This window comes from Pseudomonas sp. LPH60, from assembly GCF_030718165.1.
GTDB classification, from domain to species: Bacteria; Pseudomonadota; Gammaproteobacteria; order Pseudomonadales; family Pseudomonadaceae; genus Aquipseudomonas; species Aquipseudomonas danubii.
On the sequence record NZ_JAVAJH010000002.1, the window covers coordinates 555,845 to 581,161 of the forward strand.

Annotated in this window: 26 protein-coding genes and 2 pseudogenes; 17 read left to right on the plus strand and 11 right to left on the minus strand. The window is 61.0% G+C overall.

Annotated features, from left to right (window positions below):
• Window positions 1-36 precede the first annotated feature (36 nt).
• Window positions 37-981 carry an alpha/beta hydrolase gene (locus tag Q8O96_RS08120; RefSeq protein ID WP_305948646.1) on the minus strand — a complete coding sequence of 315 codons (945 nt, stop codon included), beginning with the start codon at window positions 979-981 and terminating at the stop codon, window positions 37-39.
• 213 nt (window positions 982-1,194) lie between these two features.
• Here Q8O96_RS08120 and fadD2 point away from each other — a divergent pair, with 213 nt between their 5' ends.
• Window positions 1,195-2,883, plus strand: coding sequence for a long-chain-fatty-acid--CoA ligase FadD2 (gene fadD2, locus Q8O96_RS08125; protein ID WP_250329525.1), 1,689 nt, complete (start codon window positions 1,195-1,197; stop codon window positions 2,881-2,883).
• Between the two features lie 339 nt (window positions 2,884-3,222).
• On the plus strand, window positions 3,223-4,911 hold the full coding sequence (gene fadD1 / locus Q8O96_RS08130; protein ID WP_102860615.1) for a long-chain-fatty-acid--CoA ligase FadD1: 1,689 nt from the start codon (window positions 3,223-3,225) through the stop codon (window positions 4,909-4,911).
• Window positions 4,912-4,978: 67 nt separating this feature from the next.
• Here the strand turns inward: fadD1 and Q8O96_RS08135 are convergent, their stop codons facing one another.
• Window positions 4,979-5,356, minus strand: coding sequence for a hypothetical protein (locus Q8O96_RS08135; protein WP_115580736.1), 378 nt, complete (start codon window positions 5,354-5,356; stop codon window positions 4,979-4,981).
• Window positions 5,357-5,568: 212 nt separating this feature from the next.
• On the opposite strand from Q8O96_RS08135, the gene Q8O96_RS08140 reads away from it, so the two are divergent.
• From Q8O96_RS08140 to def, 3 genes are all read left to right on the plus strand, one after another.
• Window positions 5,569-5,760: a CsbD family protein gene (locus Q8O96_RS08140; RefSeq protein ID WP_102860617.1), complete on the plus strand. Its 192-nt coding sequence runs from the start codon at window positions 5,569-5,571 to the stop codon at window positions 5,758-5,760.
• A gap of 186 nt (window positions 5,761-5,946) precedes the next feature.
• Window positions 5,947-6,891: a YihY/virulence factor BrkB family protein gene (locus Q8O96_RS08145; RefSeq protein WP_102860618.1), complete on the plus strand. Its 945-nt coding sequence runs from the start codon at window positions 5,947-5,949 to the stop codon at window positions 6,889-6,891.
• A 2-nt stretch (window positions 6,892-6,893) separates the two neighbouring features.
• Entirely contained in the window at window positions 6,894-7,433 is a 540-nt protein-coding gene (def, locus tag Q8O96_RS08150) for a peptide deformylase (RefSeq protein WP_102860619.1), read from the plus strand.
• A gap of 9 nt (window positions 7,434-7,442) precedes the next feature.
• Here def and Q8O96_RS08155 read toward each other — a convergent pair whose 3' ends face one another.
• A complete protein-coding gene (locus Q8O96_RS08155; RefSeq protein ID WP_305948647.1) occupies window positions 7,443-7,868 on the minus strand; it encodes a GNAT family N-acetyltransferase in 426 nt (141 codons plus the stop codon).
• Between the two features lie 323 nt (window positions 7,869-8,191).
• A complete protein-coding gene (gstA, locus tag Q8O96_RS08160; protein WP_102880644.1) occupies window positions 8,192-8,794 on the minus strand; it encodes a glutathione transferase GstA in 603 nt (200 codons plus the stop codon).
• Between the two features lie 97 nt (window positions 8,795-8,891).
• Between gstA and Q8O96_RS08165 the strand changes: the two genes are divergently transcribed.
• From Q8O96_RS08165 to Q8O96_RS31225, 3 genes and pseudogenes are all read left to right on the plus strand, one after another.
• On the plus strand, window positions 8,892-9,749 hold the full coding sequence (locus Q8O96_RS08165) for a LysR family transcriptional regulator (RefSeq protein WP_305948648.1): 858 nt from the start codon (window positions 8,892-8,894) through the stop codon (window positions 9,747-9,749).
• 527 nt (window positions 9,750-10,276) lie between these two features.
• Window positions 10,277-11,053 (plus strand): annotated as a pseudogene (locus Q8O96_RS31220) (PAS domain-containing protein); the annotation flags it as partial.
• A gap of 126 nt (window positions 11,054-11,179) precedes the next feature.
• Window positions 11,180-11,593: pseudogene (locus Q8O96_RS31225) on the plus strand (methyl-accepting chemotaxis protein); the annotation flags it as partial.
• A 63-nt stretch (window positions 11,594-11,656) separates the two neighbouring features.
• On the opposite strand, the gene Q8O96_RS08175 reads toward Q8O96_RS31225, so the two are convergent.
• From Q8O96_RS08175 to Q8O96_RS08190, 4 genes are all read right to left on the minus strand, one after another.
• Window positions 11,657-12,163, minus strand: coding sequence for a hypothetical protein (locus tag Q8O96_RS08175; RefSeq protein ID WP_102860624.1), 507 nt, complete (start codon window positions 12,161-12,163; stop codon window positions 11,657-11,659).
• 182 nt (window positions 12,164-12,345) lie between these two features.
• The gene (locus Q8O96_RS08180) at window positions 12,346-13,089 is read right to left on the minus strand and encodes an NAD(P)-dependent oxidoreductase (protein ID WP_102860625.1); all 744 of its coding nucleotides are present in this window, start codon (window positions 13,087-13,089) and stop codon (window positions 12,346-12,348) included.
• 32 nt (window positions 13,090-13,121) lie between these two features.
• Window positions 13,122-13,754: a glutathione S-transferase family protein gene (locus Q8O96_RS08185; RefSeq protein WP_305948649.1), complete on the minus strand. Its 633-nt coding sequence runs from the start codon at window positions 13,752-13,754 to the stop codon at window positions 13,122-13,124.
• Between the two features lie 100 nt (window positions 13,755-13,854).
• Window positions 13,855-14,286, minus strand: coding sequence for a PACE efflux transporter (locus tag Q8O96_RS08190; protein ID WP_102860627.1), 432 nt, complete (start codon window positions 14,284-14,286; stop codon window positions 13,855-13,857).
• Between the two features lie 123 nt (window positions 14,287-14,409).
• On the opposite strand from Q8O96_RS08190, the gene Q8O96_RS08195 reads away from it, so the two are divergent.
• Window positions 14,410-15,327 carry a LysR family transcriptional regulator gene (locus Q8O96_RS08195; protein ID WP_102860628.1) on the plus strand — a complete coding sequence of 306 codons (918 nt, stop codon included), beginning with the start codon at window positions 14,410-14,412 and terminating at the stop codon, window positions 15,325-15,327.
• On the opposite strand, the gene Q8O96_RS08200 is transcribed toward Q8O96_RS08195, so the two are convergent.
• Window positions 15,324-16,253, minus strand: a complete 930-nt coding sequence (locus Q8O96_RS08200; RefSeq protein ID WP_305948650.1) for a LysR family transcriptional regulator — start codon at window positions 16,251-16,253, stop codon at window positions 15,324-15,326. The two genes, Q8O96_RS08195 and Q8O96_RS08200, sit on opposite strands and share 4 nt — an antisense overlap.
• Before the next feature lie 66 nt (window positions 16,254-16,319).
• Between Q8O96_RS08200 and Q8O96_RS08205 the strand changes: the two genes are divergently transcribed.
• Window positions 16,320-16,940 carry a LysE family transporter gene (locus Q8O96_RS08205; RefSeq protein ID WP_305948651.1) on the plus strand — a complete coding sequence of 207 codons (621 nt, stop codon included), beginning with the start codon at window positions 16,320-16,322 and terminating at the stop codon, window positions 16,938-16,940.
• A gap of 6 nt (window positions 16,941-16,946) precedes the next feature.
• Here the strand turns inward: Q8O96_RS08205 and Q8O96_RS08210 are convergent, their stop codons facing one another.
• Window positions 16,947-17,978 (minus strand): LacI family DNA-binding transcriptional regulator, encoded by a 1,032-nt coding sequence (locus Q8O96_RS08210; protein WP_102860631.1) that lies wholly within the window; start codon window positions 17,976-17,978, stop codon window positions 16,947-16,949.
• 215 nt (window positions 17,979-18,193) lie between these two features.
• Between Q8O96_RS08210 and Q8O96_RS08215 the strand changes: the two genes are divergently transcribed.
• Complete coding sequence (locus Q8O96_RS08215; protein WP_102860632.1) at window positions 18,194-18,727, plus strand: gluconokinase; 534 nt, start codon at window positions 18,194-18,196, stop codon at window positions 18,725-18,727.
• Window positions 18,728-18,811: 84 nt separating this feature from the next.
• Entirely contained in the window at window positions 18,812-20,164 is a 1,353-nt protein-coding gene (locus Q8O96_RS08220; RefSeq protein WP_047305702.1) for a GntP family permease, read from the plus strand.
• Between the two features lie 209 nt (window positions 20,165-20,373).
• Here Q8O96_RS08220 and alaC read toward each other — a convergent pair whose 3' ends face one another.
• On the minus strand, window positions 20,374-21,585 hold the full coding sequence (gene alaC / locus Q8O96_RS08225) for an alanine transaminase (protein ID WP_047305701.1): 1,212 nt from the start codon (window positions 21,583-21,585) through the stop codon (window positions 20,374-20,376).
• A gap of 279 nt (window positions 21,586-21,864) precedes the next feature.
• Between alaC and Q8O96_RS08230 the strand changes: the two genes are divergently transcribed.
• The 5 genes from Q8O96_RS08230 (at window position 21,865) to kdpA (ending at window position 25,311) form a co-directional block, all read left to right on the plus strand.
• A complete protein-coding gene (locus Q8O96_RS08230) occupies window positions 21,865-22,527 on the plus strand; it encodes a LysE family translocator (RefSeq protein ID WP_110594805.1) in 663 nt (220 codons plus the stop codon).
• A 69-nt stretch (window positions 22,528-22,596) separates the two neighbouring features.
• Window positions 22,597-23,085: a GyrI-like domain-containing protein gene (locus Q8O96_RS08235; protein ID WP_102860634.1), complete on the plus strand. Its 489-nt coding sequence runs from the start codon at window positions 22,597-22,599 to the stop codon at window positions 23,083-23,085.
• 253 nt (window positions 23,086-23,338) lie between these two features.
• On the plus strand, window positions 23,339-23,437 hold the full coding sequence (gene kdpF / locus Q8O96_RS08240; protein ID WP_016968152.1) for a K(+)-transporting ATPase subunit F: 99 nt from the start codon (window positions 23,339-23,341) through the stop codon (window positions 23,435-23,437).
• Window positions 23,421-23,591 (plus strand): hypothetical protein, encoded by a 171-nt coding sequence (locus tag Q8O96_RS08245; protein WP_162884082.1) that lies wholly within the window; start codon window positions 23,421-23,423, stop codon window positions 23,589-23,591. The genes kdpF and Q8O96_RS08245 overlap by 17 nt, the downstream gene beginning before the upstream one ends.
• A gap of 13 nt (window positions 23,592-23,604) precedes the next feature.
• The gene (gene kdpA, locus Q8O96_RS08250; protein ID WP_115580729.1) at window positions 23,605-25,311 is read left to right on the plus strand and encodes a potassium-transporting ATPase subunit KdpA; all 1,707 of its coding nucleotides are present in this window, start codon (window positions 23,605-23,607) and stop codon (window positions 25,309-25,311) included.
• The last annotated feature ends 6 nt before the right edge of the window (window positions 25,312-25,317 follow it).

Genomic DNA, 25,317 nt, shown 5'->3' on the forward strand with positions numbered 1-25,317 from the left:
CTGACAGGTAAATGAGCGCACTGACCGCGCCGTCGCTTACTCCGACCGTGGAGGCCGGCGGTGTTGCAGCGCTTGGTCCAGCCAGGCCAGTACGTCGTGGGTCACTTGATCACGGTTGCTTTCGTTGAACAGCTCATGACGTGCCTGCGGGTAGATATTGAGTTGCAGGCACTGGCTGCCGGCCTCGCGCAATGCGTTGGCCAGATCCTTGAGACGCTTGCCATCACTCACCGGATCACATTCTCCGCCCATGACCAACAACGGCAGGCCGGGATCGATCTGCGCCAGGTTGGAAATCTTGCTGATTTGTTGCAGGCCACCGAGCAGGTCGATCCACAGCTGGTTGGTGCAGCGATAGCCACACAGCGGGTCGTTCACGTACTTGTCGACTTCGGCCGGATCGCGGCTGAGCCAGTCGAAGGCGGTGCGATTGGGCTTGAAAGCCTTGTTGAAGGAGCCGAACGACAGCCACTCGATCAGTGCGCTGCGTCCCTGGCCGCCCTGGCGCCAGCGTTCGAACCGCGCGATCAGGCTGGCGGCGCGGTACAGGGCCACTGGCTGGAAGTTCGAGCCGCTGAGAATCGCCCCGTGGAGGCTGGCGCTGTGATGTTGCAGGTAGGCCTGGGCGATGTAGCTGCCCATGCTGTGGCCCAACAGCACGATGGGCGTGCCGGGGTGTTGCTGGCCGATGTGCTGGTTGAGGCTGGCCAGGTCGCCGACGACCTTGTTCCAGCCACCCTGGTCTGCGTAGTGGCCGAGGACCCCGTGTTCCGCGGTTTTACCGTGGCCGCGCTGATCCGGGGCATAGATTCCATAACCCTCGGCGCACAGGGCCTCGGCCAGGCGAGCGTAACGCCCGCTGTGCTCGGCCATGCCGTGGGAGAGCAGGATGAGTGCCTTGAGCGGGCACTCGGGCAGCCACAGGTTGACGAAGAGGCGTTGGTGATCACTCGTGGTCAACCAGAACGTGTCGTGGGTCATGGCGATTCCTTTGCACGAAGACGCTGCACTTTATAGCGTATCGCCGCGTGTGCGTCTGATGCGCACGCCTGTTGGAAGCAAGATTCATAAAATTAATGACACACTTGCGCATATTTGCCTGATTCACCATAGCTGCTAACGTCCGATGAGCCCCGCCGCTGATAGCGTTACACAGGCGGCCCGGACCGTTCAGGTAATGAGAGGACAAGAATAATGCAACCTGATTTCTGGAATGATAAGCGCCCCGCCGGCGTCCCCAACGAGATTGACCTGGGGGCCTTCAAGTCGGTGATCGAGGTGTTTGAGCGTTCCTGCAAGAAATTTGCTGATCGCCCGGCCTTCAGCAATATGGGGGTGACCCTCACCTACGCCGAGCTGGAACGCTACAGCGCGGCCTTTGCCGGTTATCTGCAAAGCCATACCGATCTGGTTCCGGGGGATCGTATTGCGGTGCAGATGCCCAACGTCCTGCAGTACCCGATCGCGGTCTTCGGTGCGCTGCGGGCCGGTCTGGTGGTGGTCAACACCAATCCGCTGTACACCGCCAGGGAGATGCGTCATCAGTTCAAGGACTCAGGAGCCCGGGCCCTGGTCTACCTGAATGTCTTCGGGCAGAAGGTCCAGGAAGTTTTAGGGGATACCGATATCCAGTTCCTGATCGAGGCCAGGATGGGCGACCTGATGCCCACCGCCAAGGGCTGGTTGGTCAACATGGTGGTGGACAAGGTCAAGAAGATGGTCCCGGCCTATCACCTGCCCCAGGCCATTTCCTTCAAGAGCGCCCTGCGCCTGGGGCGTGGCCAGGGGATCAAGCCGCTGCAGGTGGGGCTCGATGATGTTGCCGTGTTGCAGTACACCGGCGGTACCACCGGCCTGGCCAAGGGCGCGATGCTGACCCACGGCAACCTGGTGGCCAACATGCAGCAGGCCCGGGCCTGCCTCGGCCAGCACGGGCCCGACGGTCATAGCCAGTGGCGTGAAGGGCAGGAAGTGATGATCGCGCCGCTGCCGCTGTACCACATCTATGCCTTCACCGCGAACTGCATGTGCATGATGGTCACGGGCAACCACAACGTGCTGATCAGCAATCCGCGGGATATCGGCGCCTTTATCAAGGAGCTGAAGAACTGGCGTTTTTCCGCCTTGCTGGGGCTCAACACGCTGTTCGTGGCCCTGATGGATCACCCGGAATTCAAGAACCTGGATTTTTCCAACCTCAAGCTGACCAACTCCGGTGGCACGGCCCTGGTCAAGGCCACGGCTGAGCGCTGGCAGAAACTCACCGGCTGCCGGATCACCGAAGGTTATGGCCTCACCGAGACCTCGCCGGTGGCCTGCACCAACCCCTATGGCGACCGCTCGCGATTGGGTACGGTCGGTCTGCCAGTGCCGGGCACCACCTTGAAGGTCATCGATGACCAGGGCACCGAGCTGCCGCTGGGCGAGCGTGGCGAGCTGTGCATCAAGGGACCACAGATCATGAAGGGCTACTGGAACAAGCCGGAAGCCACGGCCGAAGTGCTGGATGCCGAGGGTTGGTTCAAGTCCGGCGATATTGCAGTGATCGATCCCGATGGTTTCGTGCGCATCGTTGATCGTAAGAAGGACATGATCATCGTCTCGGGTTTCAACGTTTACCCCAACGAGATCGAAGATGTGGTCATGGCTCACCCCAAGGTCGCCAACTGCGCGGTGATCGGGGTGCCGGACGAACGTTCCGGCGAGGCGGTGAAGCTGTTTGTGGTGCCTCGTGAGGCGGGGGTCAGCCTTGAAGAGCTCAAGGCTTACTGCAAGGAGAATTTCACGGGGTACAAAGTGCCCAAGCACATCGTGCTGCGTGAGTCTCTGCCGATGACGCCTGTGGGCAAGATCCTGCGTCGCGAGCTGCGCGACATCGCCTGATCCCTGGCTTTTTCCATCGCGGGCAAGCCTGTTGGCTCAACGGGCTTGCCCGCGATGCATTCTGGGGGTGCAAAGGCCCGTGCCAGAGCGGAATTCAAGGTTGTAGAATTTTTACTCTAAAAATGACTATTATAGTGTCTTGAGTCATAAGTGTGACTATTGAGGCCTTTTTTGGCTCTAGGCGGCCTTTTCCAAAGCTGCTACTCTCGGCGCGCTTTGTGACTTCTCGGCCTAAGTAAAAGCCAGACTCACCAACAATAGACACCAATAAAAAACACAGACAAATAATAATCGCATCAAATGCGGTGATGAATTCGCGTTGCTGAGGAGTGGGCTTCCATGATCGAAGACTTTTGGAAGGATAAGTACCCAGCTGGGATTGCTGCCGATATCAATCCTGACGAGTATCCGAATATTCAGGCGGTGTTGAAGCAGTCCTGCCAACGTTTTGCTAACAAACCGGCCTTTAGCAACCTCGGCAAGACAATCACTTACGGTGAACTGTACGAACTGTCTGGGGCCTTCGCCGCGTACCTGCAGCAGCATACCGATTTGCAGCCTGGCGATCGAATCGCCCTGCAGTTGCCCAACCTGTTGCAATACCCGATTGCGGTGTTCGGTGCTATTCGCGCCGGCCTGATCGTGGTCAACACCAACCCGCTGTACACCGCGCGGGAGATGGAGCACCAGTTCAACGACTCTGGAGCCAAGGCTCTGGTTTGCCTGGCCAACATGGCCCACCTGGCAGAGACCGTGGTCCCCAAAACCTCGGTCAAGCACGTGATCATCACCGAAGTGGCGGACCTTTTGCCCACCTTCAAGCGTGTGCTGATCAACAGTGTGGTCAAGTACGTGAAGAAGATGGTGCCGGCTTATCACTTGCCCCAGGCCGTCAAGTTCAATGAGGTGCTGAGCAAGGGCCACGGCCAGCCAGTACAGGAAGCCAACCCTGCCAGCGGCGACGTGGCGGTACTGCAATACACCGGCGGTACCACCGGCGTGGCCAAGGGGGCGATGCTGACCCATCGCAATCTGGTGGCCAACATGCTGCAGTGCAAGGCGCTGATGGGCTCCAACCTCAATGAAGGTTGCGAGATCCTCATCACTCCGCTGCCGCTGTACCACATCTATGCGTTCACCTTCCATTGCATGGCCATCATGCTCATGGGCAACCACAACATCCTGATCAGTAACCCGCGGGATCTGCCGGCGATGGTCAAGGAACTGTCGAAGTGGAAGTTCAGCGGTTTTGTTGGTCTCAACACCCTGTTCGTTGCCCTGTGCAACAACGAAGCGTTCCGCAAACTGGATTTTTCCGCGCTCAAAGTCACGCTGTCCGGGGGCATGGCCCTGCAACTGGCGGCCGCCGAGCGTTGGAAGTCGGTCACCAATTGCTCGATCTGTGAAGGCTACGGCATGACCGAGACCAGTCCGGTGGCCACGGTCAACCCGATCCAGAACATCCAGATCGGCACCATCGGCATTCCAGTGCCTTCGACCTTGTGTCGGGTGATCAACGACGCGGGCGACGAACTGCCCCTGGGGGAAGTGGGTGAACTGTGCGTGAAGGGCCCGCAGGTGATGAAGGGCTACTGGCAGCGTCAGGACGCTACTGACGAAGTCCTCAGCGACGGCTGGTTGAAGACCGGTGACATCGCCCTGATTCAGCCGGACGGCTATATCCGCATCGTCGACCGCAAGAAGGACATGATCCTGGTCTCGGGTTTCAACGTGTACCCCAACGAACTGGAAGACGTCCTGGCTTCCCTGCCGGGGGTCCTGCAGTGCGCAGCGATCGGCGTACCGGACGAGAAGTCTGGCGAGATCATCAAGATCTTCATCGTCGCCAAGCCAGGCGTGACCCTGACCAAGGAGCAGGTGATGGAACACATGCGCGCCAATGTCACCGGCTACAAGGTGCCCAAGGCCGTGGAGTTCCGCGATGCGCTGCCGACCACCAACGTCGGCAAGATCCTGCGCCGTGAACTGCGTGACGAAGAGTTGAAGAAGCTCGGCGTGAAGAAGTAAGCCGCAGCGTCCACAAAAAAGCCCCGCCAGTGCGGGGCTTTTTCATGGGCTGGTAACTTGTGCCGGCTTACTGCTGGAACTGGGCAAAGCTCACGCCGGTGCCGGCCGGGCGCACGTCCTTGAGGAAGGAGTCCTTGTCGGCACTCAACTCCAGGCTCAGGGCGGCCTTGCGCTTGCCTTCATTGCGGATCACCAGGCCTTCCATCTTTTCCCGCAGGAACACGGTCGGCACTTTCAGGTGCAGCAACTGGTTGGTGTCCGGGGTGTGCAGCAGCAGGTGCACCCATTCGTACTGACCAATGGCCAGACGGGTCACCAGGATATCGAACCACCAGATATTGCGATTGCGGTTCAGCTCCGCGAAATGGCAGTTGTTGACGCCCAGCACCGCACCGCCCAGTTCCTGGTTTCTACGGGCAATGGCCTGCTTTTTATCGAGTTTCATAACATTCCTACGGGGATTGGATCTTCAGTGCTTGGCCTGAACAGGTCGAGCATTCTCCCGGGTTGCCCGACAAACATAAAGGGCAACCTCGGGCCTGCGATGAAATGCCTGACGAAAAATAATTGAAACTCTGCGCAACGGCCACGAGTCAACCTTGGGTAACGACGCAAATCCTCTTTGTTTGATCAATGAATGTTCTACGGAGAAATACCATGGGCAGCACAGCAGATAAGGCAAAAGGTCTGGCCAACGAAGCCATCGGCAACGTCAAGCAGGGTGTCGGCAAGGCCACCGACAACACCAAACTGCAGGCAGAGGGCAAGTTGCAGGAGAAGAAAGGCGAAGCCCAGCAAGCCCTTGGCAAGACCAAGGATGCAGTGAAAAAGACCATCGACAAGGCCTGAATACGGGGCCCTCGATGATTCAACGCAGCGGCCATCCACGGATGGCCGTTTTCATGTGTGTTGCTGCGGAGCAACGGTAATCAGCCCGTGCGAATGGTTGCGGTTCGCCAACTAGGCTAATTTGTTGTAGAAAACGCCCCCTGAGTCGCCATCGACTTCAACCTTTTTGCGGCGAAAGGAGACGCTATGATTTTTCCGGACCTCAAAGGTTTGCCCCTGCACCGTGTGCTGATCCGCACGGTCAATGAATTCATCGCGGACGAGATGTCCACCTATGCCTCGGCGCTGGCCTACCAGATGCTGTTCTCGCTGTTCCCCTTCATCCTGTTTCTCATTGCCCTGATCGGTTTCCTGCATCTGCCGGACTTCTTTACCTGGCTGCGCCTGCAATCGGAATTGGTGCTGCCGCCCCAGGCCCTGGAGCAGGTGAATCCGGTGATCGATCAATTGCAACAGTCCAAGGGCGGATTGCTCTCCGTGGGTATCGTCATCGCCCTGTGGACCGCCTCGGCGGGCGTGCGCCTGATGATGAGCGCAATGAACGCAGCCTACGATGTGGTCGAGGGCCGGCCGATCTGGAAGCGCTTTCCGCTGTCGGTGTTCTATACCGTGGGCATTGCCGGCATGCTCCTGGCCGCGGCAGCCCTGATGGTACTGGGGCCCCAGGTGATGACCTGGCTGGCTGGTCAGGTGGGCCTGGAAGAGTTCATCGTCACCCTGTGGACCATCCTGCGCTGGCCGGTGATCGTGCTGCTGATGATGGTGGCCGTGGCCCTGATGTACTACGTGATGCCCGATGTGAAGCAGAAGTTTCGCTTCATCACGCCGGGCTCGGTGCTGGCGGTGGTGGTCTGGATTGTCGCGTCCCTGGGCTTTGCCTACTACGTGAAAACCTTCGCTAACTACAACGCCATGTATGGCAGTATCGGCGCGATCATCGTGTTGCTGCTGTACTTCTACATCTCTGCTGCAGTGCTGTTGCTGGGGGCGGAGATGAACGCGGTGATCGAACACATGTCGGCCGAAGGCAAGGAACCTGGCGAAAAGGACTTTGACGGGCCCGGCGATAAACAACACGTATCGGGACTGGGCCGGGATCACTCGCGCCATCCGACCACTGACGAAGCCTGAACATGATCCGTGAAATCCTCAAAATGGGCGATGAACGCCTGCTGCGTATTGCGCCCCCGGTGGCGCCCGAGATGTTCGACAGCCCCGAGCTGTGGCAACTGATCGACGATATGTTCCAGACCATGGAAAGTGTCGGTGGCGTTGGCCTGGCAGCACCGCAGATCGGTGTCGATCTGCAACTGGTGATCTTCGGCTTCGAGCACAGCGAACGTTATCCGGAGGCAGAGGCAGTGCCTCAGACCATCCTCATCAACCCCTTGATCACGCCCTTGAGTCCGCAACTGGAAGAGGGCTGGGAAGGTTGTCTCTCGGTGCCAGGGCTGCGGGGCGCGGTGCAGCGCTACCAGCACATTCGCTATGAAGGTTTCAGCCCCAAGGGCGAGCCTATCGTGCGTGTGGCCTCGGGCTTTCATGCCCGGGTGGTGCAGCATGAGTGCGATCACTTGATCGGGCGGCTGTACCCATCGCGGATCAGTGATTTCAGCAAGTTCGGTTTCACCGAGGTGCTGTTTCCCGACCTCGATCCCAACGCTGACGCGTAACACCCAAGCCTACGGACCCGGGCGAACGCTGTCGGTCCCCATGGCCAGCAGCGGCTTGCTGCGTTGATAGCGAGCCAGCCGTTCGGCCAGCGGCTGGGGTAATTGGGTAGCGGTGGAAAAACTCATGCGCTGATACAAAGTTTCCATGTCCGGGTGACAGAACAGCCAGACTGGCCCTTCGACCTGCATCAGCGCCCGCTCCACCAACTGTCCGGCCAGCCCCTGGCCGCGGTGCTCGGGGGCAACGAACAAACCCGTCAGCCAATGCCCCTGGGCCACCGGGGTCAGGCTCATCCCGGCGACGATCCCCTCGTTCCTGGCCACCCAGAGCTGGCCTGCGGACGAGGCCCGCATGGGCGACTGGTGCTGGCGATAGAACTTGTTCAGCAAGGGACGCGCGGTCTCGGCAAGGAGGCAGATCTGGAGGCTGGACATGGCTTTCCGGGATTGCAACAGGGAGCGGCGGATTATAAAGGAACCCCCGACCGCTATAGGTGCTATACCTGAGTCCTATCCCGCAGCAGTGGAGTAAAGATCATGTCCAAAGGTATGAACGCCAAGAAAAATGCCAAGAAGAAACCGGCAAAGAGCGCAGACGAGAAGCGCGCCGAGAAAAAGGCCAAGAAAACCGAAGTGAACATCTTCGGCCATTGATCAATTTGACGAAGCCCGCAACGCGGGCTTCGTTTTATCCCTTCTGAAAAGGCAGGCGCGGGTTCTGCCTGTTCAGCGCGACTTCTCCATTTGCTGTTTCGAACCTAAGCCAGCTCCACCGCCAATGCCTCCCGCACCGCCGGCCGCTGCTCGACCCGGGCCTGGAACTTCGCCAATGCCGGCCAGGCTCCCAGATCGATGGCAAACAGCGCAGTCCAGCGCAGCACGGTGAACAGATAGGCATCGGCGATGCCGAACTGCCCGCCTTGCAGATAATCCTGGCGTTCCAGGGTCTGCTCCAACAGGGCAAAGCGTTTGAACAGCTTCTGCCGGAACACCTCCTTCACGCTGTCATCGAGCCCTGGGTTGAACAGCCAACCCATGATCCCGTGAACTTCGCTGGTGATGAAGTTCAGGGTTTCCTGCAGCCTTACCCGTTGCCAACTGCCATTGGCCGCCGCCAATCCGGCCTCGGGCTTGAGGTCTGCCAGGTATTGCAGGATCGCCGGGCCTTCGGTGAGTACTTCGCCGTTGTCCAGTTGCAGGGCGGCCACGTAGCCCTTGGGGTTGAGGGTGAGGAAGTCCTGGCCGTCGGCGGTGCGCTTGCTGCGATTGTCGACGCGGATGGCGTCGAACGGCAGTTGCAGTTCCCGCAGCACGATATGGGAGGCCAGGGAGCAGGCTTGAGGGGCGTAGTAGAGTTTCATCGGCAGGTCTCTGGTTGATGTTCGAGCCAGTGTCGGGGCAGCACTGACATGGGTAAAATTAATCTTTCAGAAAATGGCCATAAGGATAGCTACTGCCATGATGAACCTGATGCATTGGCGCTTGCTGGTGGCAATCGCCGAGTGCGGCACCATCACCCGGGCCGCCGAACAGGTGGGCATGACCCAGTCCGGGGCCAGTCAGGCCTTGGCCCAGATGGAGGACATGCTGGGCGTGCAACTGTTCATCCGGGAAAGCCGCCAGGCTTTGCCCACGGCAATCGGTCTACAGGTGCTGGAGCAGGCGCGGGTGATGCTCGGAGCCCTGGCCCAGGTTCGCCGGCAAGTGGACACGGCCCGGGGCATCCTCCAGGGCAGTTTGCGCCTGGCGGGCTTTCCCATGGTCCTGGCGAGCTTCCTGCCACCGGTGCTGCGACGTTTCAAGCAACTGCACCCGGGGATCGAGGTGGTGCAGCTGGAGGTCAGCGATGATGAGGTCGAAGCCCTGCTGGAGGCGCAACTGGTGGATCTGGGAGTGGTACTGAATCCGCCTCCCGAGCGTCGTTCGTGGTTGCTGGGTGTCGATTCGTGGGTGGCCGTGCTGCCCCAGGATCACCCCTGGCAAGCCCCGACCATCGAGCTTGAAGTCTTGCTGGCGCAGCCTTTTGTCCTGGCCACTGGCGGCTGCTCGGTGAATGCCCGCAGCCTGGCGCTTGAAGCTGGAGTGTCGTTGGCGGATGTGCGGATCGAAGTGCGCGAGTGGAAGAGCGCATTCAGCCTGGTGCGTGAACGTTTGGGGGTGACCCTGGTGCCCGAGAGCACCTTGCCTGAACAGCGCCAGGGATTGCGGGTGCTGCCTCTGAGTTGCGCGATCGAGCGCCAGTTCGCCCTGGTGGCGGCGCCGGGGCGGGAGTCGGGACTGGTTCAGGCCTTTGTGCAGATGCTCGCTCGGGCCTAGTCGGCGGGCGGTTCCTGGCGAGTCATGTTTATGCCTTGATTGAGACTTTTCGCGAAGGCTTGAGAGGCATTTAAAAGTTGTGAAAACAGAATGACTGGTGACCTTGCATAGAGTCGGCGTCTGTCTATGCTTAATTGTGAAAAAGCGTATCGGTCGCTTTTTCAACCACTGTCTCGTGATGTTTCAGTCTTATAACGGCTGTTTGTGGAATGTTCATCCGGGCACGAAATTGACTTCATGAATAAAGACGAGAGTGCGCATTTAGAGGCACCGCAGGATCAGGAGTAATTAATTAGATGGAATTTCTTTTCTTTGTTAGGTCCGACCCGACAGAGGGTCCTCAAGAAAAGGATGGCTTGATAAGAGCGTTGCAACATGGACTCTCCGATTAAACATCATTTGTCACCTGACACTTCCTTTCTCATATGGAGAGAGGCGCTTGCCCTGTTAATGGAACGTTGTGGTGGATCAGTTGAAAGACTAGAAACTTCCGTCAATCAAAAGACAGCGTTGAAGGTGATACAACTATGTTTAACCTACATCACAAGGCAGACCTTCTGGAGATCGAGCGCTTTAATTGTGCGTTGACCGAGGCCAATGCCAAGTTGGCGGCGATCAGCCATTCCATGGCGATGATCGAGTTCTCTCCCGATGGCATCGTGCTCGACGCCAACGAAAACTTTTGCAAGGCAATGGGCTATTCCGCGGAAGAGATACGCGGCAAGCATCACCGGATCTTCTGCGAGGAAGCGTTCTACCGCAGTGAAGAGTACGCCAAGTTGTGGCGTGATCTGGCCCGGGGTGAACCTGTCAGCGGCACCTTCCTGCGGCTGAACAAGCGCGGCCAGGAGATCTGGCTCGAAGCCAGCTACATGCCGGTGTTCGATGCCGAGCGTCAGGTCAAGAGTGTGATCAAGGTGGCTTCGGACATCTCCGAGCGCATCCATCTGGAACATGAAAACCAGAGTCTGTTGAACGCCATTGGCCGCTCCATGGCAATCATCGAATTCACCCCCGATGGCAAGATAGTTGCCGCCAACGACAACTTCCTCAAGACCATGCAGTACTCCCTGAATGAAATACTCGGTCAGCACCACAGCATGTTCTGTCATCGCTCTGAAGCCGAGTCTGCCGAGTACAAGCAGTTCTGGGCCTCGTTGAACCGTGGTGAATACCATTCCCACCGTTTCGAGCGGGAAAACAAGTACGGCCAGACCGTGTTCCTCGAGGCTTCCTACAACCCGCTGTTCGACACCAAGGGGCGCCTGTACAAGGTGGTCAAGTTCGCCAGCGATATCACCCAGCAAGTGACCACCCTGCAATCTGCCGCCGAATCGGCCCACAGTACCTCGGTGCAGAATGATGCCTGCGCCCAGAAAGGCTCGGAGGTGGTGCAACAGACGGTGGAGATCATTCAGCAGATTTCCCACGACCTGAACGAAGCCGCCCGCAGCATTGATGCGGTCAGCAAACAATCGGAGATCATCGGCAGCATAGTCCAGACCATTCGCGGGATTGCCGACCAGACCAACCTGCTGGCGCTCAATGCGGCCATCGAGGCGGCCCGGGCCGGCGAGCATGGACGGGGGTTCGCGGTGGTGGCGGACGAGGTACGCAGCCTGGCGGCACGCACCAGCCAGGCGACGGTGGAGATCGTCGAGGTGGTGCGCAAGAACCACGACCTGTCCATGAGCGCGGTCACCAGCATGCAGTCGAGCCTGAGTCGTACCGGACTGGGGGTCGAGCTGGCCAATGAGGCGGGGGAGGTGATCCTTGAGATTCAGCAGGGCTCAAGGCATGTGGTGGATGCCATCAGCCAGTTCAACTCGACCTTGCAGCTGTAGCCGCGGTTTTCCTTCGGATACAAAAAAGGGTTCCCGTGCAGGGAACCCTTTTTGTTGGCGCTGTTACAACGCAGCGAGGAACTTCTCGTCGATCGGCTTGGCGCTGTTCTTGGCCTCTTTCTCTTCCTTGGCCAACTGCATCTTGTCTTGCAGGCGCTGGGCGATTTCCTGGTTGATCGTCAGTTGCCGTTCAGGTGGCAGGTTCCTCAGGTCTTCTTCGGTCAGCCCCATATCCTTGAGGATGCTGTCGCGCAGGCGCTGTTCGGGCGTCTTGCTCATGTAGTCCTTGAACTCGCTCAGGGCACCGGTTTCCGTGGCGCTGGTAGCCTGTGGCGTGCTGGTGGCGGGCGGCGTGGCCTGGAGCAGGACACGGGTCTTGGCGAACGCTGCATTGACGTTGTCGTCCACGGTATTGCCTTGCAGGCTGGACTGGGACGTCGGCACGGTCACGGAGTTCTGGGCCTGCTGCAGCATGCCGCTGTACAGCGCGCTGGCGGCAGCGGTGGTCGGGTCCATATCGGTGCGCGAGGTGGGCTGCACCGAAACGGATTTCTGGGCGTTGACCAACATGATCGGGAACCTGTGTGAGAGAACTAGGCTGAAGTTTTAGCAAGTTCCATGCCGATACTTTAGTCATTGAATATCAAGAGGTTAGGGCAATTGTTCTCGGCGGGTGGCCAGTAAGCGGACAAGTCTTGCCGCTTCCTGGCAATTGCCGCCCGCCTGTTTGCCGAGGGGCGGCGATCAGCGTCTCAGTAAGTGATGGGAATGCCGAAATGCTCCTGGAAGGCATCGTCCACAGGCTCGTACCCCAGGACCTTGGTGGTTTCGCTGAGATCCAGGCGCTTGAAGCGGTTGTTGGATATGCCGTGGCCGATCAGGAACTGCACCCCAGGGGTTTCGACCGCTCGCTGCAGCAGTTGCACAGCGTCCCGAGGGCTGAGCCAGGCGCTCAGGTCGCGGGTGGTGGTCAGTTCGTGGTGTTGCGGGTCCTCGAATGCCCCGATGCGCAGGGCGATGCAGGACAGCCCGCGCCGGGCTGCATAAAAGGCACACAGGGCTTCGCCATAGCATTTGCTCACACCGTACAGGTTGGCTGGCATCACCGGCATGCCCGGGGTGATCTGCCGGTCCACCGGGTAGCCTTCGATGGTCTGGGCGCTGCTGGCGAACACCAGGCGCCGGCAACCGGCGTTCACTGCGGCCTCGAATAGGTAGGTGGTGGCGAGGATGTTGTTGGGCAGCAGTTCGTCGAAGCCGGCAGTGGCGTGGGGGATGCCGGCCAGGTGCACGATGACGTCGATCCCCGGCAGCAGGCGGCTGATGGCTTGCGGGTCATCAAGGTCCAGGCGCACGAAACGGTGGGGCGCCGGGATGTCGAAGTCCGGTTCGACGCGGTCGGTGAGGGTGAAGCGATGGCGCTCCTGGGAGCCCTGGAAAAACACTTTGCCGATCCTGCCGCAGGCGCCGGTCAGTAGTACGTTGAGTCCATCCATGTCGAATCTCCGGTGGGCTGAGAAGGGGCAGGCTAGGGCGTGCCGTTACGTCCATGCAGCACAAAGCCCGGACGCAGGCTGAGGCGTTCGTAGTAGGCAGCCACGGCGGGGAAGTCCGGGTGTTCCATCGGGGTCATCTTCCAGCGATTGACCGAGAGGCCAAGGACGATATCCGCCAGGCTGAAGTCTTCACCGAGCACATAGTTCCCGGTGCTCTCAAGCTGCCGTTCAAGGATCGCCATCTTGCCGTTCCAGGCCAGCAGGCTGGCGCCGATGCGCTGGCTGTCCTGGCAATCCGGATGCTGGCGCACCAGGCCCATGAAGGCGTAGCTCCAGGCCGGATTGAGTTCGGTGGCCTGCCAGTCCATCCACTGTTCCACCAGCGCCCGGGCTCGCGGGGCGATGGGCAGCAGGCCGCTGCCGGGGTGCAGGTTGGCCAGGTAGCGGCAGATGCTGTTGGACTCCCACAGGGCCCCGGCATCATCGATCAGCACCGGGACCTGGGCGTTGGGGTTGAGGGCGAGAAATTCGGGACTGTGGGTCGACTGGAAGCCGCTGCCCCAATCTTCCTGCTGGTAGGAAAGGTCCAGCTCTTCACAGGTCCACAAGACTTTCCTGACGTTGATGGACGAGGCTTTACCGAGAATTCTGCAGGGGGTTCCCATGACGCTTCCTTGTTCGTGGCACAGGTTGGCGATGGGAATCTATCAGCGAGCCAGGTTCTCGGCGACGGCCAAATTGCCTCCAGGGGTGTTTTGCCCAGCTTCAGGCCGGATCGGGCAGGGCTGAAGCCGGCAGACCGAAGACCCGGTCGAACAGCCAGTTGAAGGCGAAGGTGTAGCAGGGGATGAACAGGATCAGCGCCAGGTCCAGGAGGAAGGCCTGCACCAGGCTGATGTTCATCCACCAGGCGATGAGCGGGATCAGGAACACGATCAGGGTCAACTGGAAGCCCACGGCATGGGCAATGCGCCGCTTGACGGTGCGGGTGCGCGACGGCTGACGGCTTTCCCAGCGCTCGAACAGCGTGGTGTAGATGAAGTTCCAGGTCACCGCGATGCTGGTGATGACCACGGCCAGCGGCCCGGTGCTGCTGGGGGACGTGCCGGACAGCAGGGCCAGGCCGAGGGCCGAGAACGTCATGCCGAACACCTCGAACAGGGATACGTAGACCAGTTTGCGTTTCACGCCTTGCATGGAAATTCCTCGGTATTGAATGGCAATGGCCAGAGCTGGACTGGCGCAGGGCGCGAAAGGTAGCTTCAATAGTGGTGACAGAAAAAGTCGGAAGCTTTCAGTTTTATTGATAGGTTGCCCTCCATGAATTTCTCCAGTGACAGCATCCAGTTGTTTCTCGCCGTGCTCGAGCGCGGTTCCTTTTCTGCGGCGGCCCGCTTCCTGGGCAAGGTGCCCTCGGCGGTCAGCATGGGCATTGCCAACCTTGAGGCTGAACTGGGTTACGCCCTGTTCGATCGCCGCCATCGCGAGCCGGTGCCGACGCCCCTGGCCCTGTCCCTGGCGCCCCATGCGCGGTTGATCGCCGACCAGCTCAAGCAGTTGCAGGTGCACGCCATCGAGCTGTCCCTGGGCCTGGAGAGCAAGCTGTCGATTGCCGTGGTGGATGACATCGACAAGCAGCGAGTGCTGGCCGCCATCAAGCTGATTGCCGAGCGCTATCCGCTGCTGGAGGTGGAGGTGCTCAGTGCCCCCCAGGATGATGTGCTGCAACTGCTGCACAGTGGGCGAGTGAGTGTGGGCGTGGCCTTTGCCGGCTTGAGCGTGAATGCCCTGGAGTATTTCCAGTACATCGGCAGTGAGCGGGTGATTGCCTGTATCTCGCCGCGACATCCGGTGTTTGTGGCCAGCGATGGCTCGTTGTACCTGGAGGAGCTGATCCGGTTCCGCCAGGTCGTGGTGGCCAGCCGCGACTTGCCCATCAGCGATACGCGGCCCTTGGTGGGCGAGTCGTTGTGGCGCACCGACAGCCTGGCCATGGCCCTGCACATGGTGGAAGCCGGCATCGGCTGGGGCAATTTCCCCTTGTCGGTGATCCAGCCGCTGCTGGTGGCAGGGCGCCTGCAGAGGCTGAAGTTCAAGAACCTCGACAACGGCTTGTCGTTGCCGGTGCATGCGGTGTGGCTGAAGAACCGGCCGCTGCAGAAGGGCGCCCTGGCCCTGGTGCAGTTGCTCAGTGGCGAAGACCCGGCGCTGGGGCCGCTGCCCGCCCCCGGGGTTTAGCCCAGGGCCTGTTCACGCAACCAGCGCAGCAAATGACCGGCCGCCGAAGCGTCGCTGATCGCCTGGGCGGACAACAGGTAATAGGCACTGCCGTCGGCGACGAAGCCGAAGGGGGCGCAAAGCAATCCTCCAGCCAGATCATCGCGCACCAGTTGCCGGGGGGCGATGGCCAGCCCGAGTCCCGCCACCGCCGCTTGCAGGCTGAAGTAGAAATGCTCGAAGACTTGCTCCTGTAGAGCCAGGGAGGCGGGCAGCTGCTGCTGTTGCAGCCAGTGCTCCCAGGCTTGCGGCCGGGTAGCACTGTGCAAGCGCGGGGCGTGTTCCGCCAGGGTCGGCTGGCCGTCTGGCGAAGGGGTCCAGTCAGCCTGTCTGTCCGGCCGGCACACGGGGCCAATGGCTTCGTCGAACAGCCAGTGGGCCTGAGTTTCATCGCTCCAGGCGAAATCGTTGCGGCGGATCGCCAGGTCGATGCCGGCGTTGAACGAGAAAGGCCCGCCGCCGGCCAGCAACTGGATCGATATTTTCGGGTGAGCGGCCTGGAACGCCGGCAGGCGTGGAATCAGCCAGCGCATCAGCAGGGTCGGTTCACAGGACAGCACCAGCGGCGCCTCGGGGTCCGGTGCCCGCAGGCGGCTGGCGGTGTTCTCGATCAGGTCCAGGGCCTGGGTCACGCTGTGCAGCAGTTCGGCTCCGGCCGGCGTCAGAAATACCCGGTGGCTGCGGCGTTCGAACAGCGCCGTGCCCAGGTCCTCTTCCAGGGCGCGCACGGCGCGGCTGATGGCGCCGTGGGTCAGGTGCAGGGCGGCGCCGGCCTGGGTGAAGCTTTCCAGGCGTGCCGCTGCTTCGAAGCAGCGCAAGGCGCCGAGGGGCGGCAGGCGTCGGCGCAATGTCTGTGAGTTTTTATCACTGAGAGTGTCAGTTTTCATCGTTGGCTGTCCCCGTGCCGATCCCCATACAGTAGCGCCTGATTCTATAACCAAGGCGTATGTAAGGTGACTGAACTGTTAGTCGTAATCACCATTACCATTCTTGCTGTACTCAGCCCCGGAGCCGATTTTGCCTTGGTAACGCGCAATAGCCTGATGCTCTCGCGCCGCCACGGTGTGTTCACTGCCCTGGGTATCGGGCTCGGGGTCATGCTGCATATCGGCTATAGCCTGCTGGGGGTGGGGGTGCTGTTGCAGCAGTCGCTGCTGTGGTTCACCGGGCTGAAGATTGCCGGGGCGCTTTATCTGATCTATCTGGGGATCAAGCTGTTGCGCGGTTCGGACCAGGGGCCGCACGAGGAGGCGGCGGCGAATGTCGAGACTTCGTCATGGGCGGCTCTGCGCAGCGGCTTTCTGACCAATGCGCTGAACCCCAAGACGATGATTTTCGTTCTCAGCCTGTTTATGCAGGTGATCCGGCCGGGCACGGCATTGCCGGTGCAGGTCGGCTACGGGGGGATCATTGTCCTGGCTCACGTGTTGTGGTTCGTGGCGGTGGCGCTGTTTTTCTCGGCACCGGTCATTGCCAGTCGACTGCAGGGGTACAAGCGCCGTATCGATCAGGTATTTGGTGTGGTGCTGGTGGGGTTCGGGCTGCTGCTCAGCGTGCTGAGCCTGCAGCCCTGAAACACCTCAGGTGCTTTCCCGCACCCGCAGCTCGAAGCCCATGTCCACTACGGGCTCGGCCACGCTGTTGCCGGCCAGCAGGGTCAGCATCTGCTCGGCTGCACGGCGGCCGATGGCTTCCCTTGGGGTGCTGATACTGCTCAGGCGCGGCACCATGTGTTCCGAGGAGGGCAGGTCGTTGAAACCCAGCACCGCCACTTGCTCCGGAACCTTGATCCCGCAGCGCATGGCTTCCAGCAGTGCGCCCTGGGCCAGGTCGTCGTTGCCGAAGAAGATGGCGTCGACTTGCGGCTGGCTCTGCATCAGTTGCAGGAACAGTTCGCCGCCCAGGCCCACGGAGGATGGGCGTGGGGTCAGCAGTTCCAGATCGGGGTTGTACAGCCCGGCCTCTTGCAGGGCACGACGGAAACCTTCGCCCCGTAGCAGAGTGCGTTGATCCAGTTGTGCGCCGACGTAGGCCAGGTGCTTGCGCCCACGGGAAATCAGGTGCCGGGCGGCGGTCTCGCCCGCGTTCAACTGGGAGAAACCCACGCAGTTGAGTCCGGCGCCGGGGTCCAGGTCCATCATGTAGACGCAGGGGATGTTGTTGGCCTCGATCATCCGCCGGGCGCTTTCGGTACGGTCAAAACCGGTCAGCAACAGACCCCGGGGCTGGTAGGTCATGTAGTTGCGCAGCAGGTTTTCTTCTTCGTCCCGGGAGTAGTGGTAGTTGCCGATCAGCACTTCGAAGCCCTTGGGCCGCAGGACCTGATGAATGGCTTCCAGGGTTTCGATGAACAGCAGGTTGGACAGCGACGGCACCAGCACCACCACCGACTGGCTCTGGGCCGAGGCCAGGGCACGGGCGGCGGAGTTGACCACGTAGTTCAGCTCCTGCGCGGCCTTCTGCACCTTTTCCACCAGCTCGGTGGCCACGCTGCTGACGCCGCGCAGGGCCCGAGAGGCGGTGATCGGACTGACACCGGCCAGTCGCGCCACTTCGTTGAGGGTAGGGCGCCCGGTGGTACGGGAGCTTTTATCGTTTTTATGAGGGGTCATCAGACGGCTTGCCAAACAAAATTCAAGTCACTAAGGTAGCGCTGTCCTGAAACAGCTGCAATGCGTGAGCGAGGTGTGCCTGACCCTCGCTCTTTGGTTTGGCGGACTATATACGCGGCAACCCACAAAAATGACAAGAAGGCGTCGGCAGACACTGTTTTTGTACTAGAACTAGAACTAGCGAAGGTAGCGCTGTCTGCGCGCTGAGGTGTTACATGAGTCAATCTATTACCGCCCTGGTCATCATGGGTGTTGCCGGCTGTGGCAAATCCAGCGTCAGCCAGGCGCTGTGCCAACGCAGCGGCGCCACGGCCATTGAAGGCGATACGTTCCACCCTGCCGCCAATATCGCCAAGATGAGCGCCGGCATTCCCCTCGACGACGACGACCGTGCCGGCTGGCTCGACAGCCTCTGCGATGAATTGCGTCGGACCCTGGCCGCCGGTCAGCGTCCGGTACTGACCTGCTCGGCCTTGAAGCGCAAATACCGTGAACGCCTGCGCGCAGCGACCCCCGGCCTGGGCTTTATCTTCCTCGAACTGACACCGGCAGTGGCCGCCGATCGCGTGGCACACCGGCCAGGGCATTTCATGCCTTCGACCCTGATCGACAGTCAGTTCGCCACCCTCGAATCCCCCGTGGGGGAGCCGCTCACCCTGGCCCTGGATGCCAGCACCCTGAGCGTCCAGCGCCTGGCCGAACTGGCCAACCAATGGTGGCTGGAGCATGGCCTTGAACCTTCACATTAAGTGCTGGCTCGAAATAGGTAGCGCTATCCCACTCGGCCCTTGTTTTTAACGCTTAAATAAAAACAACAAACCGGAGGCAATCCCATGTTTGGCATGTCCCAAGAGACCTATCTGCTGGTTGATGCAGTGGTCACTATCATCGGCCTGATCGTCTTGATCACCCGATTCAAGCTGCATCCCTTTATTGCTCTGACCATTGCCGCGGGGTTCCTCGGCCTGACCTCGGGCATGCCAGTGGACAAGATCATCAAGGCGTTCCAGGACGGGTTTGGTGGCGTGCTCGGTTTTGTCGGCATCATCCTGGCCCTGGGCACCATGCTCGGAAAAATGATGGCCGAGTCCGGCGGCGCCGATCAGATTGCCCAGACCCTGATCCGTTCGTTCGGCAAGGAGCGGGTGCAGTGGGCGATGATGTTCGCCGCGTTCCTGGTGGGCATCCCGCTGTTCTTCGAGATCGGCTTCGTGCTGCTGATCCCGCTGGTGTTCATCGTCGCCCGGCGCACCGGGGTGTCGCTGATCAAGATCGGCATTCCACTGCTGGCTGGCCTGTCGGCGGTGCACGGCCTGGTGCCGCCGCATCCGGGGCCGCTGCTGGCCATCGGGGTGTTTGGTGCCGACATTGGCAAGACCATTCTCTACGGCCTGATCGTTGCTCTGCCGACGGCCATCATTGCCGGTCCGATCTACGGCACCTTCATCGCCAAATACATCCCGGGTCACCCGTCCCAGGAGCTGGTGGACCAGCTGGCCCGTGAAAACACCTCGCAGAACCTGCCCAGCTTCAGCGTGACCTTGCTGACTGTGCTGCTGCCGGTGTTCCTGATGCTGCTCAAGACCTTCGCCGACGTGGCGTTGCCGGACGGGCACTTCTTCCGCATCTGGATGGACATGATCGGCCACCCGATCAGTGCCTTGCTCCTGGCCCTGCTGCTGTCGCTCTACACCTTTGGCTACAAGCAGGGCATCGGCTCCAAGCAGATCCTCGGTTTGCTCGACGCCAGCCTGGCGCCTACCGCGGCGATCATCCTGATCATTGGTGCCGGCGGTGGTTTCAAGCAGATGCTGGTGACCAGCGGCGTGGGTGATGTGATCGGCCACATGGCGGTCAATGCGCAGATCTCGCCGATCCTCCTGGCCTGGCTGGTGGCGGCGGTGATTCGTATCGCCACCGGTTCGGCCACCGTGGCCACCATCACCGGCGCGGGCATCGTGGTGCCGGTGGTGGGGATGATCCCCGGGGTCAACCGCGAACTGCTGGTGCTGGCCACCGGTGCCGGCTCCTTGATCCTGTCTCACGTCAACGACGCGGGCTTCTGGCTGGTCAAGCAGTACTTCAACATGACTGTGGCCGAGACCTTCAAGACCTGGACGGCGATGGAAACCATCCTCTCGGTGGTGGGCCTGATCTTCATCCTGTTGTTGTCGTTGGTGGTTTAAACGGCGGGGCTGACCCCTGTAGCTGCTGTCGAGCCTGGGGCGAGGCAGGGCAAAGGCCCGAAGGGCCTTGCCCGGTGATCTAACGTCAGCCCTTGATAGGCATCTGAATCGCCGCGAGTGCTACGCACTCGTTCGCAGCCTGCGGCAGCGGCTACAGTACAGGCACAAAAAAACCGCATCGCTGCGGTTTTTTTGTGGCTGAAGGAGTCTCAGCTTTTCTGCACCAGGCCATCGGCGCGGAACATCCCGCGAATGCCGCGCACCGCCTGGCGAATCCGGTCCTGGTTCTCGATCAGGGCGAAGCGCACGTGATCGTCGCCGTATTCACCGAAACCCACCCCGGGCGACACGCAGACCTTGGCCTCGGCCAGCAGCTTCTTGGCGAATTCCAGGGAGCCCAGGTGCGCGTAGGCCTCGGGAATCTTGGCCCAGACGTACATCGAGGCCTTGGGGTTCTCCACCATCCAGCCCAGCTCATGCAGGCCCTTGACCAGCACATTGCGCCGTTGCCGGTATTGCTCGGCAATGTCCTTGACGCACTGTTGGTCGCCTTCAAGTGCCGCGATTGCTGCTACCTGCAGCGGGGTGAAGGTGCCGTAGTCGTGGTAGCTCTTGATCCGCGCCAGGGCGTTGACCAGCTCCGGGTTGCCGACCATGAAGCCGATGCGCCAGCCGGCCATGTTGTAGCTCTTGGACAGGGTGAAGAACTCCACCGCGATGTCCTTGGCTCCGGGCACCTGCATGATCGACGGGGCTTTCCAGCCGTCGTAGACGATGTCGGCGTAGGCCAGGTCGTGGATCACCAGCACGTCGTACTGCTTGGCCAGGGCGATCACCCGCTCGAAGAAATCCAGCTCCACGCACTGCGCGGTGGGGTTGGAGGGGAAGCCCAGGATCATCATCTTCGGCTTGGGGATCGAACCGCGAATGGCCCGCTCCAGCTCGGCAAAGAAGTCCACGCCGGGCACCAGTGGCACCGAGCGCACCTGGGCGCCGGCGATCACCGCGCCGTAGATGTGGATCGGGTAGCTGGGGTTGGGCACCAGCACCGTGTCGCCCTGGTCCAGGGTGGCCAGCATCAGGTGCGCCAGGCCTTCCTTGGAACCGATGGTGACGATGGCTTCGCTTTCCGGGTCGATATCGACCTCGTAGCGATCCTTGTACCAGCGGGAAATCGCCCGGCGCAGCCGTGGAATGCCTTTGGAGGTGGAGTAGCCGTGGGTGTCCTCACGCTGGGCAACGGTCACCAGCTTTTCGACGATGTGCGGCGGAGTCGCGCCGTCGGGGTTGCCCATGCTCAAGTCGATGATGTCTTCGCCGCGCCGACGCGCAGCCATCTTCAGCTCGGCAGTGATATTGAAAACGTAAGGGGGGAGACGATCGATGCGCGCAAAGCGGCGCGGCGAACCTTGTTCGGCCATTGTTGCCTCGAAAAGACGTAAGCGCCCGGAACCGTCCGAGCGACGTTGGCCACTGCGGTGGCCTGCGGGGGCAGACGATAAAGGCGCTGGCGCCGGCTTGTCCAGAGCAGCGGAAAATTATTTTTGCGCTGCCGGCGGTTTGCCCGGCTGGCGGGTTTGCCGCTATAACGTGCACGCTTTTTGCCTGCAAGGACGGCGCCCGGCCTGTGCCTGATCCGTTCGGGCGGATCTGATGCCGCTCGGCAGCTCTTCGAACAACAGCGTCAAACGGGATGAATGATGGAGTTTACCAGCGGCTTTTTGCTGAGCCTTTCGCTGTGCCTGGACATCGGCGTGGCCAATATCGCGATGATCACCCTGGCCATGCAGCGCGGCTATTTCCAGGGCTTCTGCCTGGGCCTCGGAACTTGCGTGGGTGACCTGATCTACGCGCTGTTGGCCCTGGCCGGGATGACCGTACTGTTGCAGTACGAAACTGTGCGTTGGGTGCTGTGGATCGGCGGTTCGGCGCTGCTGGTGTATTTCGCGGCGAAGATGATCTACGCCGCCATTCATCACAGTGCGCTGCTGGCCACGGCGGGGGAGGCGGACCGCGGTTCGCCGCGCAAGGAGTTCCTGCGCGGGATCTTCCTGGCCATGTCTTCCCCCAGCGCGATCCTCTGGTTTGCCGCCGTGGGGGGCACCCTGATTGCCCGATCCGGTGGCGGCACGATTGCCGACTCCGGGTTGTTCCTGGCCGGCTTCTTTTGCGCCGGGCTGGTCTGGACCATGGGCCTGTGCCTGGCCGCGACCCAGGGCGGCAAGTTGCTGGGCGACAAGCTGTTGCGCTACTCCTACCTGGCATCTGCGGCGATCTTCTGCTATTTCGCGGTGTACGTGATCCTATCCGGTTATCAGGAGTTCATCGTCGGCGCTGGGGTGGTCGACCTTCCGGCGCTCTGATCCTGGCCCTGGCGATTGGCTTCTATACTTGCTGGCGTACCCATCTTTTCTGCGGCAGGAGTGGCATTCATGGATGAGCAAAAACAGGGCGCAGGTCCAGAACCGCGCTTCGAAAGAGAGCGTTTTCTGCTGATCGCCGGCTTCAGCGAGCGGTTTACCCCTGGCGCCAGCCAGGACATCGGGCAGCTCTGGCAGCGCTTCATCCCCCACATCGGCAAGGTGCCGGGGCAAGTGGATGAGGTGACCTACGGCATCTGTTGCAACCCCGATGGCCAGGGCGGTTTCGAATACCTGGCCGGGGTCGAGATCAGCAAGCTCGACGATTTGCCCGAGCGCTATCGCTGGATCGAGGTGCAGCCGCAGAACTATGCGGTGTTCGAGCACGGTGGCTCCTTGCAGGAACTGCCACAGACCTTCAACTACATCTGGAAGACCTGGCTGCCCCAGTCCGGTCGCGAGGCGGCCGATGCCCCGGAATTCGAGCGCTACAGCGCCGACTTCAACCCCGATACCGGCAGCGGCGTGGTGGAGGTCTGGCTACCGCTGAAAAGTGAATGATCCCCTCGGGGGCGCTGGCCGGCCCCCGATTCCCCCGGCCTTGGCCGCAATCTATACGCCGTCTTAATACCGCCCCCCGCAATCAGTGTCCGACCTTGATACGCCCTCACCTAACCTGCGTGGCGCAGAGGAGAGCGGCGGACGGCTCGTTCCCGACTCCCTGCCGGTGCCCGTTGCCGGGTGCCTGACCGGTTGCGCCCCGGGCCGCTGTCTGCGGTTGCGGCGCCGCCTCAATGGATTAAGGGGAAAAGCCTTGCTGACACTGGAATTCATCTACGGCGCCAGCGGTTTTTGCGCCGTGCTGCTGTTTGTCTACCTGGGTTACGCGCTGATCCGTGCCGAGAAATTCTGATGACCGCACCCAACGCTACCCCGGCATTTTCATTCGCCCGTCCGGGCATTCTCGAGAAAGGAAACCAGCCATGTACGACCTGATCTTCGTGGGCCTGTCCCTGGGGTTCTTTGTACTGACGGCCCTGGTCATCGTCGCCATGGGCAAGATTTGAACGGAGCATCGACATGTTGAGTACTGTGCTGGAATACGCGGTGATCCTCGGGGTAATGACCGGGCTCGCCGTACTCATGGGCAAATGGCTGGCCCGGGTCTTCAGCGGCCGCGGCCACGCCTTGCCCGAGCGGGCCACCTACCGCCTGCTGGGGATCGACCCCGGCGAGACCATGGGCTGGGCGCGCTATGGCTCGGCGCTGTTGCTGTCCAACGCAGCGATGATGCTCCTGGGCTACCTGGTGCTGCGCCTGCAAACCGTCATGCCCCTCAACCCCCTGGGGTTGGCGGCGCAGACCCCGGACCTGGCGTTCAACACCGCCGCGTCCTTTATCACCAACACCAACTGGCAGGCGTACTCAGGTGAAAGCAGCCTGTCGAACTTCAGCCAGATGGCGGTGATCACCTTCCTGATGTTTGTCGGCTCCACCGCCGGTGTGGTGGCAGCGGCCGGTTTCATTCGTGGCCTGAGCCGTTCCAGCTCCGCCGATATCGGCAACTACTGGGTCGACTTCACCCGCACCCTGTACCGGGTGATGCTGCCTTTGTGCCTGGTCATGGCCCTGGTCTATGTCTGGCAGGGCATGCCCCAGACCCTCAACTCCCAGGCCCTGGCCACCACCTTGGAAGGCGCCCAGCAGCAGCTGATCGTCGGCGCCGTGGCCAGCTTCGAGTCGATCAAGCACATCGGCACCAACGGTGGCGGCTTCTTCAGCATGAACGCCGCCCACCCGTTCGAGAACCCGACTCCGCTGACCAACGTGCTGCACATCCTCAGCATGTTGCTGATCCCTTCGGCGCTGACCTACACCTTCGGCAGCATGCTGCTGCGGCGGCGTCAGGGCTGGGTGTTCTTCGGCACCTTCCTGGTGATGTTCGTCGGCTTCCTGGCCATTGTCTTCACCGCGGAGCAGGGCGGTAATCCGCTGCTGACCCAGGTCGGTGCCGACCAGCAACTGTCGGCAACCCAGAGTGGCGGCAACATGGAAGGCAAGGAACTGCGCTTCGGCATCGCCGACACCGCGCTGTTCGTCACCACCACCACGGGCGCCACCACCGGTTCGGTGAACGCCATGCATGACTCGCTGACCCCCATGGGCGGTTTCGTGCCCCTGGCGCAGATGATGCTCAACTGCGTGTTTGGCGGTGACGGCGTGGGCTTTATCAACCTGATCCAGTACGCCCTGCTGACGGTGTTCCTGGTGGGCATGATGATCGGCCGCAGCCCGGAATTCCTCGGCAAGAAGATCGAGGCCCGGGAGATCAAGCTGGTGATGCTCTCGGTGCTTGCGCACCCGATCTGCATCCTCGGTTTCACCGCCCTGGCAGCGTTGTGGCCGGACACCTTGAACAGCCTCAACAACCTTGGCCCCCATGGTTTCAGCGAAGTGCTCTACGCCTACGCCTCGGGTACCGCCAACAACGGTTCGGCGTTTGCCGGGCTCAATGCCAACACGCCGTTCTTCAACACCACCATCGGTCTGGCGATGCTCATGGGGCGTTTCTTCACCATGCTGCCGATGCTGGCCGTGGCCGGTTCGCTGGCGGCGAAAAAGAACATCCCGGCCGGTGCCGGCACCATTCCCACTGCCACGCCGCTGTTCATGTTCCTGGTGGTGTTCGTGGTGCTGGTGGTGGGTGGCCTGACTTTCCTGCCGGCCCTCGCGCTCGGCCCGCTGGTGGAGCAACTGCAGTTGCTGGCCGGCCAGACTTACAAGTAAGGGGTT